We start from the raw sequence: 20154 nt of genomic DNA, 5'->3' as shown, positions 1-20154 counted from the left end.
CGATTGTCGCGCTTTTGGTTTGTGGTCATCTTCAACCCTACACACCGTGGTGGCTAAACAAGAGTAGCCACCACGGTGCAGGTTTATGCCGCCAAGGTATGTTGCGCCATGTCAGTCAGCAGTCCAGCGATGAAATCGATACGCTGTGGCCTTTCGCTGAGGTCTTTAATAAATTTCAAGCGGGTAGGGCCATCCAAACGATAGACGCGAGGATCGCGCTGTAACAGGCCAATCAGGTGCGCAGGATCGACCCGGTTGTGGGCGCTAAACTCGATAAATCCGCCTTTTTCATTGCCCTCGATACGTTTGATGCCCAGCGATTGCGCGTGCTGGCGCAGTGCGGCAATCTGCAACAGATGGCGCGTGGCATCCGGCAGAGTACCGAAGCGATCGATAAGCTCCACTTTCAACTCTTCCAATGCGTTATCGTCCTTGGCGCTGGCGATACGCTTATAGAACGACAACCGCGTGTTGACGTCAGGGATAAAGTCCTCCGGCAGCAGGGACGGCAGGCGTAATTCCACCTCGGTCTGGCTGCTGATCAGATCTTCCAAAGAGGGTTCGCGCCCTGCTTTGAGCGCATCGACCGCGCTTTCCAGCAACTCCATATAGAGCGAAAAACCGACGGTCGTCATTTGCCCGCTTTGATCTTCGCCAAGCAGTTCACCGGCGCCGCGAATCTCCAAATCATGGGTTGCCAGCGCAAAGCCCGCGCCCAGATCTTCCAGTGAGGCGATAGCTTCCAGCCGTTTGTGCGCGTCGGTGCTCATGGCCTTCGGGTTTGGCGTTAGCAGGTAGGCGTAGGCTTGATGGTGCGAACGTCCTACGCGGCCGCGCAACTGGTGCAACTGGGCCAAACCGAAATGGTCGGCGCGCTCAATGATGATGGTGTTGGCGCTGGGGATATCGATACCGGTTTCGATAATGGTGGTACACACCAGTACGTTAAAGCGCTGATGGTGGAAATCGCTCATCACCCGTTCCAGATCCCGTTCGCGCATTTGGCCGTGACCAATCGCGATGCGCGCTTCAGGGACCAATTCCGCCAAGCGTTGTGCGGCTTTTTCAATGTTTTCTACGTCGTTGTAGAGGTAATAAACCTGCCCGCCGCGCAGAATTTCACGCAGCATCGCTTCGCGCACCAACAGACCATCGTATTCGCGGACAAAGGTTTTTACCGCCAGACGGCGCGCGGGCGGCGTGGCAATAATCGAGAGATCGCGCATCCCGCTCATCGCCATGTTCAGCGTGCGCGGGATCGGCGTGGCGGTCAACGTCAGGATATCCACGTTGGCACGCATCGCTTTAATACGCTCTTTGTGGCGCACGCCAAAGCGGTGCTCTTCATCCACAATCAGCAGCCCAAGGTCGCGCCAGTGCACATCACTTTGCAGCAGTTTGTGGGTGCCAATCAGAATGTCGACCTTGCCTTCCTGCGTTTGTTCCAGCACCTGCGTCTGTTCTTTGGCACTGCGGAAACGGGAGAGCATTTCGATACGGATAGGCCAGTTGGCAAAGCGGTCGCGGAAATTGTCGAAATGCTGTTGTGCCAGCAGGGTAGTTGGTACCAGCACGGCCACCTGTTTGTGGTTTTCCACCGCCAGGAACGCGGCGCGCATCGCGACTTCGGTTTTACCAAAGCCGACGTCACCGCACACCAGCCGATCCATTGCCAGCGGCTGACACATGTCGCTCAGCACGGCATTGATGGCTTGTGCCTGATCCGGTGTGGTTTCGAACGGGAACCCCTCACAGAACAGTTGGTATTGCTCGCGATCGTGCTTAAAGGCAAACCCGCTTTTCGCTGCGCGCTGTGCGTAGATATCCAGCAGTTCGGCTGCCACATCACGCACTTTCTCCGCCGCTTTTTGCCGCGCACGCGACCAGGCATCCCCCCCCAGTTTGTGTAATGGCGCACTGTCGTCCGCGCCACCGGAATAACGGCTGATGAGGTGCAATGAGGAAACCGGGACATAAAGTTTATCTTCGCCCGCGTAGCTCAGGATCATGTACTCGGCGGTGATGCCACCGGCTTCCAGCGTCGTGAGGCCGACATAGCGTCCGACACCGTGCTCCAGATGCACCACGGGCTGGCCCGGATGCAGTTCGGCCAGGTTGCGGATCAGCGTATCGGTATTAATGGTGCGACGGCTGTCCTGACGTCGACGCGCAACGCGTTCACCGAGCAAGTCGCTTTCACAAATCAAGGCGCGTTGGCGCAGTGTGTCGATAAAGCCGTGCTCGCTGGCACCGATAATCAGATAAGCGCCGGGTTTGTCCGCCTGATCCAACCGGGTAATGGGCGTTGGTGACAGTTTGATGCGCGCCAGTAATTCCTGCAGGGTTTCGCGACGCCCCTCGCTTTCAACGGAAAAGATAACCTGTCCGGTAAAGCCTTCCAAAAAACGCCGCAGTGCATCCAACGGCGCTTTGTGTTGATGCTGGATGGCAATGTCCGGCAGCGTTTGGTAACCGAGGTTACGGTGTGCCGCTTTATCCGCCAGCGTTTCTTTGCTGAGTTGAACGCGCGGCCAGGCTTTCAGTTCGCTGAACAACGCATCGACGCGCAGCCACAAGGTGTCCGGCGTTAATAGCGGGCGCATCGGGTCTACGCGGCGGCTTTCAAAACGTTGTTGAATATCGGCCCAAAAGCGGGTGGCGCTGGCTTCCAGATCGCCGGTGTTGACCAGCAGCGTATTGCTGGGGAGATAGCTGAACAGCGTGCTGAGCGGCTGTTCAAAAAACAGCGGTTGCCAATATTCAATGCCCGCAGGCCAGGTGCCTTTGCTGACCTGTTGATAAATATGCTCGGCATCACGACGTACTTCAAAGGTTTCGCGCCACTGGCTGCGAAAGCGTTCGATGGCGTTTTTGTCAGTAGGGAATTCATGCGCGGGCAGCAGGCTGATGTGTGCCACTTCGTGCAACGTGCGCTGGCTGTCGACATCAAATACGCGCAGGCTATCTACGTCATCATCGAAAAAATCGATGCGGTAGGGTTCTTCACTGCCCATGGGGAAGAGGTCCAACAGCGCACCGCGCGTGGCAAACTCACCGTGCTCCATCACCTGATCGACACTGCGGTAACCTGCTTGCTCCAATTGCGCGCGCAGTTTATCGCGCGACAGGCGTTGTCCCTTTTTCACCATTAACGCATGCCCGTGCAGGAAGGTGTGTGGGCACACCAACTGCATCAGCGTATTGACCGGCAACACCAGCACACCGCGCGTCATTTCCGGGAGGTGATACAGCGTGGACAGACGCGCCGAGATTATCTCCTGATGCGGCGAGAAACTGTCGTAAGGCAGCGTCTCCCAGTCAGACAACGTGGTGACCGGATGCGCCGTAAACTGCTGGAGTTCATCGCGTAGCCGCAGCGCGTTTTGCATATCGGGTGCGATAAGCACAACCGGCCCGGCGTGGCGTTCAATGATGTCGGCACACTCGACGGCGCAGGCAGCGCCTGTGAGTTGGCCTAACAGACGTTGTTCACCCGCTTTTACGGGCAGAGCATAGCGATTTTTTTCAGGCATAATCCGAATATCTGGTGTTGCCCCGTTCCAGCATAAGAAAAAGCAGTGTAGAAAGCGGGGTAGGGTTCCATAAAGTGATATGACCCTTTATTATCCTTGATCACTTTGCTTTAGCAACCTTATCCAGACGGATTTCATGTATCAACCTGTCGCTTTATTTATTGGCCTGCGTTATATGCGTGGGCGAGCATCGGATCGCTTTGGGCGATTTGTCTCTTGGTTATCGGCCATTGGCATCACGTTAGGCGTCATGGCGCTGGTGACCGTATTGTCGGTGATGAACGGCTTTGAGCAGGAGCTTGAAGAGAGCATTCTGGGGCTGATGCCGCAGGCAGTGGTCACCACGGCGAACGGTTCACTCGATCCGCAGGCGTTGCCCGCCTCGTCGCTGAGCACCTTACAGGGCGTGACGCGCATTGCGCCAATCACCACGGGCGAAGTGGTGCTGCAAAGTGCGCGCAGCGTGGCCGTCGGGGTGATGCTTGGCATTAACCCCGATGAACCCGAGCCCTTGTCCCGTTTTTTGAAAAATACTTCGCTTACTCAACTTCAACCGGGTGAATACCAGGTGATCCTTGGCGAGCAGTTGGCCTCCCAGCTTGGGGTTAAACGCGGTGAACAACTGCGTATTATGGTGACCGGTGCCAGCCAGCTCACGCCGATGGGACGCATTCCCAGCCAGCGCTTGTTTACCGTGGCGGGTACTTTTGCCGCAGGCAGCGAAGTGGATGGTTACCAGATGCTGGTGAATCAGCAGGATGCATCGCGTCTGATGCGTTACCCGGCAGGGCACATCACCGGCTGGCGCTTATGGCTGGAAAACCCGTTGGATATTGTGGCGTTCAGTGCGCAGCCAGTGCCACAAGGATTGGTGATGAAAGATTGGCGTGAACGCAAGGGCGAACTGTTTCAGGCCGTTCGTATGGAAAAAAACATGATGGGGCTGTTATTGAGCCTGATCGTCGCTGTCGCGGCGTTCAATATCATTACATCGTTGGGGCTGTTGGTGATGGAAAAGCAGGGCGAGGTCGCCATTTTGCAAACGCAGGGGCTGACTCAACGCCAGATCATGGCGGTGTTTATGGTGCAGGGGGGCAGTGCCGGTGTGATTGGCGCATTGTTAGGCGCTGTGCTGGGTACGCTGCTGGCCAGCCAACTGAATACGCTGATCCCAGCATTGGGGCTGTTGCTCGATGGTGCCGCGCTGCCCGTTCATATTGATGCGGTGCAGGTGGTGACTATCGCGTTGGTGGCGATGGTCGTCGCGCTGCTCTCTACCCTTTATCCTTCCTGGCGCGCCGCCGCCGTTCATCCCGCAGAGGCTTTACGCTATGAATGATTCCCTGTTGTTGCAATGTAATGACCTGTGCAAAACCTACCAGGAAGGAAAACTCTCCACCGACGTGCTGCGTCATGTGACATTCAGCATGCAGGCCGGTGAAATGATGGCGATTGTTGGTAGCTCCGGGTCGGGGAAAAGTACCCTGTTGCACTTGTTGGGCGGGCTGGATGCGCCCACCACGGGCGATGTTATCTTTAAAGGCGAGGCGCTCAGCGGGCTCTCTGCTGCCGCTAAATCGGCGCTACGTAACCGTGAACTGGGTTTTATCTACCAGTTTCACCATTTACTGCCGGATTTCACTGCGTTGGAAAACGTGGCGATGCCCTTGCTGATTGGCAACACCTCGCCCGCGCAGGCGCAGGATCAGGCGCGCGCCATGCTGACCGCCGTAGGGCTGGATGCACGGCGCGAGCACCGCTCCAGCGAGTTGTCCGGTGGGGAGCGTCAGCGCGTGGCCATCGCTCGCGCGTTGGTGAATAACCCGTCTCTGGTGTTGGCGGATGAGCCTACGGGTAACCTCGATCAGCGCACAGCGGATACCATTTTTGAACTGCTGGGCGAATTAAACGTGCGTCAGGGCACGGCGTTTCTGGTGGTGACTCACGACTTGTCGCTGGCTGCGCGTTTGCGTCGCCAGTTGGAAATGCGTGACGGGCAACTCCAGCAAGAGTTAACGCTGATGGGAGCCGCGCAATGAGTTTTCCCCCGCTTTCCTTGCTGATTGGGCTGCGTTTTAGCCGGGGTCGTCGGCGCGGTGGCATGGTTTCCCTGATCTCGGTGATCTCCACCATCGGTATTGCGCTCGGGGTGGCGGTGTTGATCGTTGGCCTCAGTGCCATGAACGGCTTCGAGCGTGAATTGAAAAATCGTATTCTGGCCGTGGTGCCCCATGGTGAAATGGAACCGGTCAATCCGCCGTTCACCGGCTGGCAGAATATGTTGCCAAAAATTGAGCAGGTGCCTGGCATCGTTGCCGCTGCGCCCTATGTGCATTTCACCGGGCTGTTGGAGAGCGGTGCCAGGCTGCGCGCGATACAGATGAAGGGCGTCGATCCGCAACAGGAACAACGTCTCAGCACCTTGCCAACGTTCGTGGCAGGAAACGCCTGGGCCAATTTCAAAGCGGGTGAGCAGCAGGTTATTCTCGGTAGGGGCGTTGCACAGGCGCTTGAAGTGAAAACCGGGGATTGGGTGACGGTAATGATCCCCAACAGCGATCCGCAAATGAAGCTGTTACAGCCGAAGCGCATTCGCCTGCACGTGAGCGGTATTCTGCAACTCAGCGGGCAGCTCGATCACAGTCTGGCGTTGATTCCGCTGGCTGACGCACAGCAGTATCTTGATATGGGGGATGATGTCAGCGGTATTGCCATCAAGGTCAATGACGTGTTTGCTGCCAGCAAATTAGTGCGTGACGCAGGGAAAGTCACTGACACCTATATCTATATTCGTGACTGGATTGGCACCTACGGTTACATGTACCGCGACATCCAGATGATTCGGACTATCATGTATTTAGCGATGGTACTGGTGATTGGCGTTGCCTGCTTTAACATTGTTTCCACGCTGGTGATGGCGGTGAAAGACAAAAGTAGCGATATTGCCGTGTTGCGCACCTTGGGGGCGAGCGACAGCCTTATCCGCGCCATTTTCATCTGGTATGGCTTGCTGGCTGGTCTGTTGGGATGCGTGATTGGCGCGGTGATCGGGGTGGTAGCAACGCTGCAACTGAGTGCGATCATGCGTGGGATTGAATCGCTGACCGGGCACCATTTTCTCTCGGGTGATATCTATTTTATCGATTTTCTGCCGTCAGAATTGCACATGACGGATGTGGTTCTGGTGCTACTCACCGCCGTGGCGTTGAGCTTGCTGGCCAGTTGGTATCCGGCGCGGCGCGCCAGCCGTATTGAGCCCGCTCGTGTGTTAAGCGGGCAATAGCGCTGCGGCACCTTGCAATCGCACAACCTATTCAGCCACAGAGGAGTGAGCCATGTATTATGGTTTTGATCTGGGCGGCAGTAAGATTGAAGTCGGCGTCTTTGATGCGGATATGAAGTCCGTATGGCAAAAACGGGTGCCTACGCCGCGTAATGACTATGATGCGTTGCTGGCGGCCTTTGTCGCACTCACGCAGGAAGCCGATGCGTTGACAGGCAAACAGGGAACTGTCGGCGTCGGCATTCCGGGTATGCGCGGCGGAGATGATGGCGCGCTGTTTACCGCTAACCTGCCTGCAACCATGGGAAAACCGCTACAGGCGGATTTACAACGCCTGTTACAGCGCGATGTGCGCATGACCAACGATGCTAACTGCTTTGCCCTTTCGGAAGCCTGGGAGGGTGAATTCCGTCAGTATCCTGTGGTGTTGGGGCTGATCCTCGGCACTGGCGTCGGCGGCGGTCTGGTGATTAACGGCGAAGTGATTGATGGTCGCAACGGCATTACCGGTGAATTCGGCCATTTCCGGCTGCCGGTAGATGCGCTGGATATCATGGGGGAAGATATCCCTCGGGTGAAGTGCGGCTGTGGTCAATCGGGTTGTATCGAAAACTATATTTCTGGCCGAGGTTTTGAATGGCTTTATGCGCATACCTATGGCGAAAGTCTTAATGCTGTCACCATTATTCGCCACTATCGGGCGGGGGAAGCAAACGCGCTGGCGCACGTCGATCGTTATATGAGCGTGCTGGCGGCCTGTGTGGGGAATCTGTTGACGATGTTTGACCCCCACTTGCTGGTGCTGGGCGGCGGGTTGTCTAACTTTGATGAGATCTATCAGTTTCTTCCGACGCGGTTGCCGGAGTATTTGCTGCCGGTTGCGCGCTTACCGCGCATTGAGAAGGCGCGTTACGGCGATGCTGGTGGCGTTCGTGGTGCGGCCCTGCTGCACTTTGCTTCGCAGTAATTTTTTAGCGATAAACGCGCATTGGCCATCAAGCAGGCCGCGTTATAACCCAGCTTTAACAGGAGCAGACATGCATACGCGTCAAAGGATGATCCGGTTTCATCAAGGAAAGCGACTGCGTCAGCAGCGTCTGCGTTCACGTATTTTCCATAAGGATTATCTGGCGGTGAATGAATCAAAAAGCCCGCGCGTGGTGGTTCTGACCGGCGCGGGGATTTCAGCGGAATCCGGCATTCGCACCTTTCGTGCGGCGGATGGCCTGTGGGAAGAGCACCGGGTGGAAGATGTCGCTACGCCGGAAGGGTTTCAACGCGATCCACAACGGGTGCAGGCGTTTTACAATGCGCGCCGTAAGCAGTTGCAGCAGCCAGAGGTGGTGCCCAACGCAGCGCATCTGGCGTTAGCCAATCTCGAGGCGGCGCTCGGGGATAACTTCCTGCTGGTGACGCAAAATATTGATAATCTGCACGAGCGTGCCGGCAGCCAGCGGGTTGTTCATATGCACGGTGAATTGCTTAAGGTACGCTGTTGTCAGAGCGGGCAGGTTATCGAGTGGACCGGTGATATCGCTGCCGATGAACGCTGCCACTGTTGCCAGTTTCCCGCGCCGCTGCGCCCGCACGTGGTGTGGTTCGGGGAGATGCCCCTTGGCATGGAGCGCATCTATCAGGCGCTGGCGCAAGCCGATTATTTCATCGCTATCGGAACGTCTGGACATGTTTATCCGGCGGCGGGGTTCGTTCATGAAGCGCACAGCCATGGCGCTTACACCATAGAACTTAACCTCGAACCGAGTCAGGTAGAGAGCCAGTTTGATGAAAAAATCTACGGCGCGGCGACGGCAGTGGTGCCGGAGTTTGTCGGTGCCTGGTTGACAGGGCGACGTAAAGTGGCGTTTTAATCGCTACTCGGTACCTGAAATGCCTTAGCGAGATGAACGGCGTGCAGTGACGCTACACGAAATGACGGTCGAGTTAAGCTGAGTTGAGTTTGCGGGTATGACCGCAGTGTACAGGATAGCGTTATGCAGTCATTGAACAAGGGATACTCGCTGTTACGTTTGCGCCAGCGCTATCATGACCGTCAACGCGTTGTTGTGTTGGCGCTACTGGCGGTGGTGGCCGTGATCATCGGGTTATGTGCTGGCGATCGTTGGGTGATGCCCTGGGCGTGGTGGGATGACGCCCAGCGTGTTTTCATCTGGCAGTTGCGCCTGCCGAGAACGTTGGCGGTGATGCTGGTGGGGGCGAGCCTGGCGATGTCGGGGGCCGTGATGCAGGCCATTTTTGATAACCCACTGGCGGAACCGGGCTTGCTGGGCGTTGCCAATGGCGCAGGCGTGGCGCTGGTGCTCGGCGTCCTGCTGGGGCAGGGCATGCAGCCCGTTTGGGTGCTGAGCGTTGGCGCTATTGTGGGGGCGCTCGTCACCACATTCTTACTATTACATTTTGCGCGACGTCACATTTCCAATGCACGTTTGCTGCTGATTGGCGTGGCGCTGGGGATTGTATGCAGTGCGGTGATGACCTGGGCCGTCTATTTCAGCACCAGTCTGGATCTACGCCAATTGATGTATTGGATGCTGGGCGGGTTTAGCGGCGTTGACTGGCGCTACGGGTGGCTGATGGTCGCCTTGCTGCCTTGTCTGGTGTGGTTAAGCCGTCAGGGGCAGACGCTCAACCGTCTGTCGCTGGGTGAGATTCAGGCGCGGCAACTGGGGATCTCCGTTTACCGGTGGCGTAACCTTTTGGTGCTGGTGGTCGGCATTCTGGTAGGAATTAGCGTTGCGCTGGCGGGGGTTATCGGGTTTGTCGGTCTGATTGTACCCCACGCGCTGCGGCTGATAGGATTGACCGATCAACGTTATTTGCTGACGGGATGCGGGCTGGCGGGTGCCATGACGCTCTCACTCTCTGACACTATGGCCCGCGTAATGATCCCCTCGGCCGAATTGCCCATCGGTGTGATCACCGCGACGCTCGGCGCACCGTTGTTTATCTGGCTGCTGCTGCGCCAGCGTAATCCGGTAAATGTAACCTAATGACGTACAACAGGAAGGTGACTATGAGTAACGACATCTATGCAATCCCGTTGACCACCATTAACGGTGAGGCGACCACGTTGGGCGCTTACCAGGGACAGGTCGCACTGATTGTTAACGTGGCCTCCAAATGCGGTTTAACCAAGCAGTACGATGCGTTGGAAAAACTGTATGAAAGCTATCGTGAGCGCGGTTTTGTGGTGCTGGGTTTTCCCTCCAATGAGTTCGCCGGGCAAGAGCCGGGCAGCGACGCTGAAATTCAGGAGTTTTGCCGTGCCACCTTTGGCGTGCAGTTCCCGATGTTCAGCAAGATTGAGGTGAACGGTGAGCAGCGTCATCCCCTGTACCGCCACCTGATTGCCGCACAACCCAAAGCCAAGGGCAATCTGCTTAGCGGTTTTTATGAGCGTTTACTCAATAAAGGGCGCGCGCCCAAGCATCCTGAAGATATTCTGTGGAACTTTGAAAAATTCCTGATCGGGCGCAATGGTCAGGTGATCCAGCGTTTTTCTCCTGATATCGCGCCGGATGACAAAATGATTGTTAACGCCATTGATGCTGCGGTGGCCGAGTAATTGTTGACACAAGAGTTAAAGCATCACGTTCCCAGCGCGCTGCGTCTGACCCATGTTGCCTGCGGGCGGCGTTTACAGCCCGTCAGCGTCAGCGCCTATGCGGGGCGGTTAATTCACGTGGTCGGGCCCAATGGTTCAGGGAAAAGCACGCTGCTGGCGCGGGTTTCCGGGCTATTGGAGGGCGGAGGGCGCGTGGAACTGGACGGCATGCCGATTGCCGATTTATCTGCGCGAGATCTGGCGCTGCGTCGCGCTTATCTGTCGCAGCAGCAAAACCCGAGTGCGTTGATGCCCGTGTTCCAGTATCTGGCGCTGCACCAGCCGAAACAGGTGAGTGTCATGGCGGTCGATGAAGTGGTCGCCCAACTCGCCACGCGTCTGATGTTAACGGATAAATTGACGCGCCCGTTGACGGAACTGTCCGGCGGCGAGTGGCAGCGTGTACGTCTTGCCGCCGTATTTTTGCAGGTATGGCCTTCGCTGAACCCTTATGCGCGCCTGTTGGTACTGGATGAGCCCGCCACCGGTCTGGACGTGGCACAACGGGTGGCGCTTGATGCCATGCTAAAAGTGTTGTGCCAGGCAGGGTTGATTGTGTTAGCCAGCGCTCACGACTTAAATCACAGTTTACAGCAGGCTGATGACATCTGGTTGATTTCAAAAGGCAAATTAATTGATGCTGGCGATGCAGCAGTCGTCATGCAGCCCGAACGACTGGCACCGGTTTTCGGCATCGACTTCCAACGCCATCGCGTTGGCGAGAGCGACTGGCTGGTGCCAGTGTCCGAGTAACCGTGCATTTACCGCATCAGGCTTGCCAAAACAGTGAGAACAACGCTAAATTAAGCTGTAATATCATTCTGATAGCGTGACATTCCCCGCAGGATGCGGTGAACGAGAAAACGTACCGATACTCGCAGGATACCGCAGATGCGCTTGATTCAGGGGTTGCTGATCGCAAGTTTGTTTTTGGTTGGGTGTAGCAGCCATCGTGCTCCGCCGCCCAATCCGCGTCTGGGCGACTCCATCATGGTGATAAGCCAACTTAACGAACAGCTCACGCAGTGGCGCGGTACGCCCTATCGCTATGGCGGGCTGGATCACCGTGGTATCGATTGCTCAGGCTTTGTCTATTTAACCTTTCGCGATCGTTTCGGCATGCAACTGCCGCGCACCACCGAGGCGCAAACGGAATTGGGTTCGCGCATTGACCGTGACGATCTGTTGCCGGGCGATTTGGTGTTTTTCAAAACCGGCAGCGGCAGCAGCGGATTGCATGTGGGGATTTATGATAAAGACGATCAGTTTATACACGCGTCGACCAGTCAGGGCGTAATGCGATCGTCATTGGATAACGTCTACTGGAAGCGGGCCTACTGGCAGGCGCGCCGAATCTGATTCTACTCTCAAGTAACGGCTGCTGATGTCGGCAGGCCGTCTGCGCATGGAGCCTCAATGTCTTCACTCCGTTTGTTGCTGTCTGACTCTTACGACCCCTGGTTTAATCTGGCCGTCGAAGAGTGCATCTTTCGCCAAATGTCCCCCACGCAGCATGTGTTATTCCTCTGGCGCAATGCGGAAACCGTGGTATCAGGTAACATATCACACACCTAAAAAATAGTATTAAGGTGTTGTTTCATGGCTGGTTTAAAACCTCACATCTACATACGTGTATCAAAAGCAAATCAGGTTCAAGGTTCTGGTCTTGATGAGCAAGAGACTAGAATCCGAGCGTATATAAAAAATCATTCCCATATGTTCAATGGTGATCCTATCGTTTGGAAAGATGAAGGTGTATCTGCATATGGTTCAAAAAACGTCGAGAACGGTCAACTTGCTGGCTTCATTAATGGGGTAGAACAAGGTCAAATTGGTGCGGGTGATTGCCTAATTATTTACAGCCTTGATCGGCTTTCGCGTCGTTCGGCTTGGGATGAAGATACCATTCAGTACATCGTAAAATCCGGCGTTGAAATTCATGATGTATCAACTCCGGTAGTACTGAAACGTGATGATCCATTCACGAAAATCATCATGGAACTTATCGTCCAACGTGGCAACAATGAGTCCAAAATAAAATCTGAACGTTCTACCAGTGGGTGGCAAGCCAGATTTAACAATATGGTTAAAAACGGGGGGATTATGACCCGCCGTTTACCTCGCTGGTTAGATAGTGATGGTACTGGATACTTAATCAAAGATTACGAAGTATCGATCATTCGTCAAATATTCACAGATTACATTAATGGACTTACAAGTCCTGTAATAGCTAAAAGACTTAATGCGGATAAGAGATTAATTAATGGTAGTTTATGGCGTCCTAATGCTATTACTAAACTAATTAAAGATCGTCGGTTACTAGGTTTCTTTTGTCGTAATGTCAATGACGAAGAAGTATCTGATATATTTCCTAAAATTATTGATGATGAAACTTTTTATCATGCTAATAGCATATTGAAGATTGCAAGCAGTGGAGTAAAAGGCAGACCAAGGTATAACGATAAGGAACGCACTGTAAGAAATATACTCACTGGTCTAATCCGTTGTGGAAAATGTGGAGGCAGAGTAACGACATCTGTTAATAGTAAGGGTGATCGTTATGTTAGATGTAGAAATAGGATTAATTTTGAAACATGTGATGCAGGTGGTTTTAAGTATGAGATCGCAGAAAAAATCATTTTCAATCATGTTAAACAGATAGATTTTGCTAGTATTATAAATGGTACAACTATAAATGACAAATTGTCAGTATTAAAGTCAGAATTAGTTAAGTTAGAGATAGAAGAAAATGAATGGTTATCTACTATTGAAGAAAGGAAAAGAAATAAGCAAAGAATATCTATTGCTTTTGCAACAGGATTATCAGATGTACAAGAACGTATTGATATTGTTAAAGATGAGATATTAGTACTTTCAACAGATGACAATATTTCTAATTTTGATCAACTTGATATTGATAAAGCGTTAGATCCTAAAAATGTAGAAGCACGATTAGCATTAAGGAAGATGCTTTTGCAAGTACTGGATACTATATCTTTCATTCGTGATGAAAATCGAATAGGTTTCAACTTACAATACAAAAATAGTGTATTTCTTCATTTGTTAATTGCAAACATTAAAACTCAAAAGATTATTTCATATGGTTCAATAAGCATTGAGAATGATGAACAAGTTATCTTAAAAAATAACTTTTTCGATCTGAATATGTTAAATGGTCAGATAAAAATGCATGATGTTACTGATTTAGAAGAGTTAGAGGACGCTGAGGACTCTTTGAGTTTTTGGAAGACTTATCTTGAACATATTTTAGACTTAATACGAAAAAAAACTAAATAAAACCATTTAAATTTTAATTTTAACCTCATAGAACGCACTCTATGAGGTTTTTTTGTATGTGGTAATACATTCTCATGGACAAGGCTCTAAATGTCACTATGGGCTTCCTATGGCGTTTTAGGTATTTCAACAGAAAAATGAAACAGTAAAATTTTATATGGTATAATATATGTATATTTCATTATAAACCTTATGCTTAAAGTACTCCCCCATCCGTGGGGGATCTTTTATGGGTTGGATATCATAATGAATGTATAGAGTTAATCATTTCACCCTCTTTTTATATTAAAGTACTAAATATAGTAGATGAAAAAGAGGGGGCAGCCATGATTAAAAAAATAATAATGGAATTTATAGCTTTCATGCTTATGATAGTTTTATTTCCAATGTATGTAGTACTACAAATTTTGTTTATGATAATAGCACTTATATTGTGGCCTATAAGTAAGATAATGATAAATAAGAATGACAGTAAAAACACGAAACAGTAAAAATTAATATGATATAATATATAGTATATCTCATTATAATATCCTCCATTAAAGAATCCCCCATATGTGGGGATCTTTTATGGTTTGTAAAAATGGAATTTTGTTAAACAATAAGGAGCATCAAATGAAAGAAAATAAGAATATATCAGTTGGAGTTAGATTAACACCACTACAGAAATCCGCATTAGAAACATTAGTAATGAATGGGAAAGCTAAAAATATTAGTTCTGCAATTCAGTACTTAATCAATATGCATATAATTACAAGGGTTTGATACTTTCACTATAGAAAAGTATTGGCAGTACTTCAAGGATGGAGTACTAAATTCATGGAAGAATAGAAAATGGATAAGGTTAATGATTTAAAAGAGAACAAATATAAATATCGACTATACAGTAAAGCATATACTTATTGGTCAAATATGCACAATAGAGTGAGAAATAGCAAAGCATATTCTGATGTAATGATTTGCTCAGAATGGTACTTGTTAAGTAACTTCTATAAGTGGTTTGAAGATAACTATACTGAAGGATGGGAAATAGATAAAGATATTCATGGCAGTAAACTATATAGTCCTGAAACCTGCGTATTTGTACCACATGAAGTAAACCAACTATTCAGAAACTATAATACTAACCTTATGAAAGGTGTAGTAGTTAACGGTAAAGGTTTTCAATCGCAAATTACGATTAATGGAGTAACGACTAAGTTAGGTACTTATCCAACACAGGAGGAAGCGAATAATCAGTACTTAATTGCTCGTGAACAAAGGTTAATAGAACTATCACAGGAATATCCTGAACTAAGTTCAGTGCTAAAAAAACAATAACAATCAAAAAAAGCCAGTACTGGAAATACTGGCTAATTATAATAAGGAATATTATGAATACCAATTATTTATCTAAGAAAATAAATTACATTTCCGCGGATTGTGGAGCAGGAAAGACTTATTCATTAACACAAATGATTCAACGTACTGATGATCGATACATCATCGTACAAGGCACACTACAGCTCGTAGAACAGACTAAGAGCACACTTGGTGAAATCTGTAAGGTGATCACATCTAAAGATAGTGACAGCGTAGAGAATGATTTACACGCCTTTCTGATGAAGCCAACGCATAGAGTACTTATTATTACGGATAAAGCATTTACTCGTATCACCGATTTATCACTATTACGTCAATGGAAAATTTATCTTGATGATGTTGTGAATTTTCATAGTTATAATGTTATCAATACTGAAAAAAAGTATGAAGTTGAACATCAACTATTTAAAGATTTTGATTCGTTATCTAAGCAGTACTTAACAGCAAAAGCAATTACTGAATTTTCGGATGATTTAGTACAAACAATGTCTACTCGTTTTGGTTTCATTCAAGACTATGATCACTTTGTCATGAATAGCAATTTCTTCGATAAGATAGGGAAAAGTGGCAATACAGATATTTATTCAACTGCAAATAATCAACTTACCATTCTTGCATGGATAAACATTGCCAAATATATCGGGCAGGACATTACATTTATGGCTAATAAGTTTGAAGAGTCATTGATTTATAAATCTGATCCAAAATTGTTTGAAGAAATTAATTTGGATGGAATGCTTAAGCGTAAAGTACCAGTACAGAATAGATTGAAAGTGTACTATTTTTCTGAGGAACGTTTTAGTCGCACATATAGAAATAATAATCCAGATGCTTTAAGTAAAGTTGCAGAATGGATTAATAATAACGTGTGCGAGTACTTCTATACTACTAATTCAGATAATAAAAATATTTTGAATGGTAAGTATATTGATCCAATTAGTCGTGGTATGAATAGTTATCAGGATTATACTAAATGTGTATGGCTAGTAAGTATGAAACCTTCACCCGTTGAAACTAAACAACTAGAATTAATGTTTAAACTAACACGCGAAGAGGTAGTGCAAGCTAGAGAAAGGGAAAATTTATATCAGTTTGTTCAACGTAGCAATTTGCGTGATTATGATAGTGCTGAGATTATAGAGGTGTATGTTTTTGATAAAGAACAAGCCTTATCTTTAAGTACTGATATCAATTATATCGATATCGGATTGAGTAGCAATAATAATAAATTTGAACCTTTAAATTTATGCAATACAAAGAAACAAAGACTAAAAAGAGCTAAGAAGAAGTTTGAAACCATTGAAAAGTTTAGTGAATGGTTGAGTACTGATACAAATAATGATCTTTCAGACCGAGAAAAAGAGCATTTTATCAAATCATATTTAAGAAAATGATGTATTTTTCACCATCATGATGTACCCAAATTACTAAAGATCCTATAGGTAAAAAAGGTACATTACTTCTCATTGAAAAGGAATAAAACCTTGTTTCTTGGAACGCCGCGAAGCCCCAGCGAAGCAAGTGAACAAGAAACAAGGTTTTATGAGTAACGACGGGCAACTTGTTGCTTGTCGTCTATGATTATCATATACAAATGGAACAGTAACAAACTCGCGTTGCTTCGTTTGCTACTGACCAGATACTTTCCTCATTCGCTACTGGAAGTAGCTCATTCGCTGCGTATCTGCTTTTTGTTTATAGAAGTACTTCAATATGAAGGGCGTTAGAAGTAGCTACGCGGTCGTATGCACTCCCTTGTCGTTCGGCTGTTTAAGCCTCTAAACGTACTCACAAGTGACCGCAGGGCACAACCCGATCAGATTATTGCTTTTCATGATGGTGTTTGTGACAAATAGTTATTGACTTATACGCTATAAATCATACAGTTGTATAATAACCCATCCGATACAATATCTATCCAAGAAGGTACACTATGTCTGTATTTCTTACTGTACTATCTGGTGTCCTTGTCTATGTCCTAGGTCAATTAGTTCTCAAGTTATTAATTGATCCTGTTAATGAATTGAAAAAAACAATCTCCAAGATAAGTTATGATTTAGTGTTTTACGCTGACGTATTAGCAAATCCTAAGCCAAAGGGCGATGAACGCATGGATAAAGCTACAAGAATAATGAGAGAGCATTCATCATTGCTTCATGCTAATGCGTATTTGATCCCTTGCTATGAATACACTCGTCTCGTCTTTGGTTTACCAAAGGAAGAAAAGATAATAGCAGCAACTGAAAATCTAATTGGTCTATCCAATGGCTTTGACGGAGTGTTAGCTGAACAAGGAATACTGAATGCGTATAAGATGCAACATACTAAAGTTAATCTAGGCATACGGATTCCTAAAGGTGATTGGCTTGATCTTGAAAATGAGATAAAATTTATTAAGGTCAAGTTTCATAATTAAATGTCTATCTTATTATGTTTTAGTGTTTTCATTTTGACTAGAGGTGAATTACTAATGGCTGGTGCAAGAGAAATTACAATATCCGGTGTGAAAAGAAGATTGCTTAGCCGTTATGGTGAATCGATTAATATGAATGATATTGGAGGGAATCAAGCCGATCAAGAGCATTGTAAGGTTTCTCGGTGTATAGCAGCACTTGCAGTAAATATTTTTAATCCTGATTTAGCTAATGAGATATGTGCTGATGCAGTATGTGATGGTAGAGATGATAACTGTATTGACGCCATATATGTTAATCATGACAAAAAGATTGTTACAGTTGTTCAAGCTAAATTTGATCAAACAGGAAATGGTTCAATAGGCCGTCAGGAAATAGCAGATTATCTTACTGCATGTAAAAGCATTCTGATGGAGGAATATGATATATTCAATCAAAGATTTAATAGATTCAGTACTGATCTTGAAAAGGCATACGATGAATCATATAAGTATGTATTTGTCTATGCGTATAGTGGCAGAGATGATATATCCGAAGATGTCAGTAGAATAATTTCAGATAGAAAAAAAGATTTTAATTTCGACTTAGATGGTGATTTTATTGATATCTACCCTTTATCTTTAAGTGGAATGAAGGACTATCTGAGCCGTCGAGCACTAGGAACAATTGATTTAAGTGATGTTGAAGTTCTTCAGTATGGTTTAACAGAAGAACCACTTAAAGCTGTGCACGGTATTATCACTGGCGATCAAATCGCCACATGGTGGGAAGTTTATGGAGATCTTCTACTGGAAGATAATATTCGAGGTGGGCTTGGTGATTCGTCTGAGGTTAATAGAGGCATAAAAGAAACGCTGCTTAATAATCCTGATATGTTTTACTATTACAACAATGGAATAACAATACTTGTTAACTCATTTACACCAAGGAGAAGAAATAATCAGGCAAGACGAGAGTCTGGTGGTTTTGATTTTACTAATATGAATATTATCAATGGTGCCCAAACTATTAGTACAATAGGGAAAACCTTTTTATCAGGCGAATTGACAGTTGAGCAGTTATCAACTATTAAAGTACCATGCCGTTTCATAAAAGTAGAAAACTATGGGGATGCAGAAGGAAATAAAATAGCACTCGAAATCACTATAGCAAATAATAGCCAAAACAAAGTAACCGCACGTGACTTCATTTCAAAAGATCCTTTCCAAATAGAATTAAAAAAATCGTTTGCTTTTGAAGAACCTTATGTATATGAGATAAAAAGAAGCGAAAGTGAAAGTGATGACGATATCTATTTGATTACGGTTGAAGACGCCTTATCATCATTAGTATGTAATCTGGTGGCACCACGATATATTTCGTTATTGAAATCTTCAAGAGGTCGATTTTTTGAATCGATTAATAGTCCGACGTATAAAGCTGTCTTTAATCCAAGCGTACATTGTGTTCTATTAATAAATGTAGTAAATATTTATCGTTCTGTATGTGTCTCGCTGAATGCTATGGAGAGTAATAGAGAAACAAAACGAGATCAGAAAATAATTATTCATGGTCGGTATGTGTTTGCTAGTTTGATTATGCACAAGTACAATAACTTAATAAACCGATCAACTGTTGTTTTACATGAACGAATTCCATCATTTGATGATGATTTAGAAGGCTATTTCACGGATATAAAAGATTATATAGATGAGTTTTATTCCACAAGCCATATGCCAAGGTTTTTCGAAAATCAGACAAGAGTTAAAGAATTATTTGATCTTTTTATTCATTAACATACATGGATAAATTATTTTATATTTTATTGGAAATAATATGCAGCTGATTTTTTAACTACATGTTATTTCCAAATATTGAAACTTAACTCTTTAGTAAGGATGTTTATTTCTTCTTCAATATCTTGGAGTTCTTTTACAGATGCATGAGTTTTATTTATTATTTTAAGGTCAAAAAAGATAGAGTCATCTCCAATTTTATTCCAATGCTGTAAGATTTTTTCTTTTTCATACAGTATTGCAGTGTAATTGTCTAACTCATTTAATAAATGCAATGCAGATTCAAAAAAAGAAACTTTCTTTTTCCTCAATTCTTCATAAAGTTCTTTCTTGTCAAGTTTCCATCCATATATAAATAATTGCGTTTCACTTTTACGAAGCAGGAAAACATCCTTCATGTAAAAGTTAACATAACGATCATGTGATTCTTTTATATATCTGGAAATATTATCTATATGTTGTATTCCACTTTGTGTTGAAAAATCCTTTCTCCATTCTCGAAGGTCTTCATCAGTTTTATGAAGCACCAACTCATTTGAAGCTATTTCAATACCAAGTAAAGTTCTTCTTATATTCTCCTCAAGAGGTAGAATATGATTCTCATGAAATTTTACAATAAGAGGTAATGAGGATTCTTTCTTTTTTATAGTTAGCCAATCTTTAGCATTCCATGCAGCATACAAAGCCGCCCCAGCCATAACAATATTAGCACTGGCACTAACCCAATCCGCAATGCTTTTCTCAAATACCAATGCATCAAGGAAACAGATCGTTATCACGCCTAAAGAGAAAGCTATTAGGTGAGTGGAGTTCACATACCTCTTTGCATATGCCCATACGGTAGTGCAGACCTTGCGTATGTCCATGT

Annotated in this window: 17 protein-coding genes and 1 pseudogene; 16 read left to right on the top strand and 2 right to left on the bottom strand. The window is 47.0% G+C overall.

Annotation, left to right across the window (positions count from 1 at the left end):
* Positions 1–83: 83 nt before the first annotated feature.
* Positions 84–3533, bottom strand: coding sequence for a transcription-repair coupling factor (mfd, locus tag J5224_RS03390; protein ID WP_264624015.1), 3450 nt, complete (start codon positions 3531–3533; stop codon positions 84–86).
* Positions 3534–3669: 136 nt separating this feature from the next.
* Between mfd and lolC the strand changes: the two genes are divergently transcribed.
* From lolC to J5224_RS03310, 16 genes and pseudogenes are all read left to right on the top strand, one after another.
* Positions 3670–4872, top strand: a complete 1203-nt coding sequence (lolC, locus tag J5224_RS03385) for a lipoprotein-releasing ABC transporter permease subunit LolC (protein ID WP_264624014.1) — start codon at positions 3670–3672, stop codon at positions 4870–4872.
* Positions 4865–5572, top strand: a complete 708-nt coding sequence (lolD, locus tag J5224_RS03380; RefSeq protein WP_264624013.1) for a lipoprotein-releasing ABC transporter ATP-binding protein LolD — start codon at positions 4865–4867, stop codon at positions 5570–5572. Before lolC ends, lolD begins: the two co-directional genes overlap by 8 nt.
* Positions 5569–6816, top strand: a complete 1248-nt coding sequence (gene lolE / locus J5224_RS03375; protein WP_264624012.1) for a lipoprotein-releasing ABC transporter permease subunit LolE — start codon at positions 5569–5571, stop codon at positions 6814–6816. Before lolD ends, lolE begins: the two co-directional genes overlap by 4 nt.
* Before the next feature lie 52 nt (positions 6817–6868).
* Entirely contained in the window at positions 6869–7783 is a 915-nt protein-coding gene (gene nagK, locus J5224_RS03370; protein WP_264624011.1) for an N-acetylglucosamine kinase, read from the top strand.
* Positions 7784–7853: 70 nt separating this feature from the next.
* Positions 7854–8684 carry a Sir2 family NAD+-dependent deacetylase gene (cobB, locus tag J5224_RS03365; protein WP_264624010.1) on the top strand — a complete coding sequence of 277 codons (831 nt, stop codon included), beginning with the start codon at positions 7854–7856 and terminating at the stop codon, positions 8682–8684.
* Between the two features lie 123 nt (positions 8685–8807).
* Entirely contained in the window at positions 8808–9824 is a 1017-nt protein-coding gene (btuC, locus tag J5224_RS03360) for a vitamin B12 ABC transporter permease BtuC (RefSeq protein ID WP_264624009.1), read from the top strand.
* Between the two features lie 23 nt (positions 9825–9847).
* A complete protein-coding gene (locus J5224_RS03355; RefSeq protein ID WP_264624008.1) occupies positions 9848–10399 on the top strand; it encodes a glutathione peroxidase in 552 nt (183 codons plus the stop codon).
* Between the two features lie 3 nt (positions 10400–10402).
* A complete protein-coding gene (gene btuD, locus J5224_RS03350) occupies positions 10403–11191 on the top strand; it encodes a vitamin B12 ABC transporter ATP-binding protein BtuD (protein ID WP_413544638.1) in 789 nt (262 codons plus the stop codon).
* A gap of 138 nt (positions 11192–11329) precedes the next feature.
* Positions 11330–11797 carry an NlpC/P60 family protein gene (locus tag J5224_RS03345; RefSeq protein WP_264624007.1) on the top strand — a complete coding sequence of 156 codons (468 nt, stop codon included), beginning with the start codon at positions 11330–11332 and terminating at the stop codon, positions 11795–11797.
* A 57-nt stretch (positions 11798–11854) separates the two neighbouring features.
* Positions 11855–11995: pseudogene (gene lplA, locus J5224_RS03340) on the top strand (lipoate--protein ligase LplA); the annotation flags it as partial.
* Between the two features lie 42 nt (positions 11996–12037).
* A complete protein-coding gene (locus J5224_RS03335) occupies positions 12038–13735 on the top strand; it encodes a recombinase family protein (protein ID WP_264624006.1) in 1698 nt (565 codons plus the stop codon).
* Between the two features lie 615 nt (positions 13736–14350).
* Positions 14351–14500: a hypothetical protein gene (locus J5224_RS03330; protein ID WP_264624005.1), complete on the top strand. Its 150-nt coding sequence runs from the start codon at positions 14351–14353 to the stop codon at positions 14498–14500.
* Between the two features lie 69 nt (positions 14501–14569).
* The gene (locus tag J5224_RS03325; RefSeq protein ID WP_264624004.1) at positions 14570–15055 is read left to right on the top strand and encodes a hypothetical protein; all 486 of its coding nucleotides are present in this window, start codon (positions 14570–14572) and stop codon (positions 15053–15055) included.
* A gap of 53 nt (positions 15056–15108) precedes the next feature.
* Positions 15109–16491 carry a hypothetical protein gene (locus J5224_RS03320; protein ID WP_264624003.1) on the top strand — a complete coding sequence of 461 codons (1383 nt, stop codon included), beginning with the start codon at positions 15109–15111 and terminating at the stop codon, positions 16489–16491.
* Positions 16492–17030: 539 nt separating this feature from the next.
* Positions 17031–17513: a hypothetical protein gene (locus tag J5224_RS03315; protein WP_264624002.1), complete on the top strand. Its 483-nt coding sequence runs from the start codon at positions 17031–17033 to the stop codon at positions 17511–17513.
* Between the two features lie 54 nt (positions 17514–17567).
* A complete protein-coding gene (locus J5224_RS03310) occupies positions 17568–19286 on the top strand; it encodes an AIPR family protein (protein WP_264624001.1) in 1719 nt (572 codons plus the stop codon).
* Positions 19287–19351: 65 nt separating this feature from the next.
* On the opposite strand, the gene J5224_RS03305 is transcribed toward J5224_RS03310, so the two are convergent.
* On the bottom strand, positions 19352–20152 hold the full coding sequence (locus J5224_RS03305) for a hypothetical protein (protein WP_264624000.1): 801 nt from the start codon (positions 20150–20152) through the stop codon (positions 19352–19354).
* Positions 20153–20154 lie beyond the last annotated feature (2 nt).

The organism is Candidatus Symbiopectobacterium sp. NZEC135, assembly GCF_025962695.1.
The sequence above is the reverse complement of the archived record's forward strand: the minus strand, read 5'-3'. Positions and strand labels throughout refer to the sequence as shown.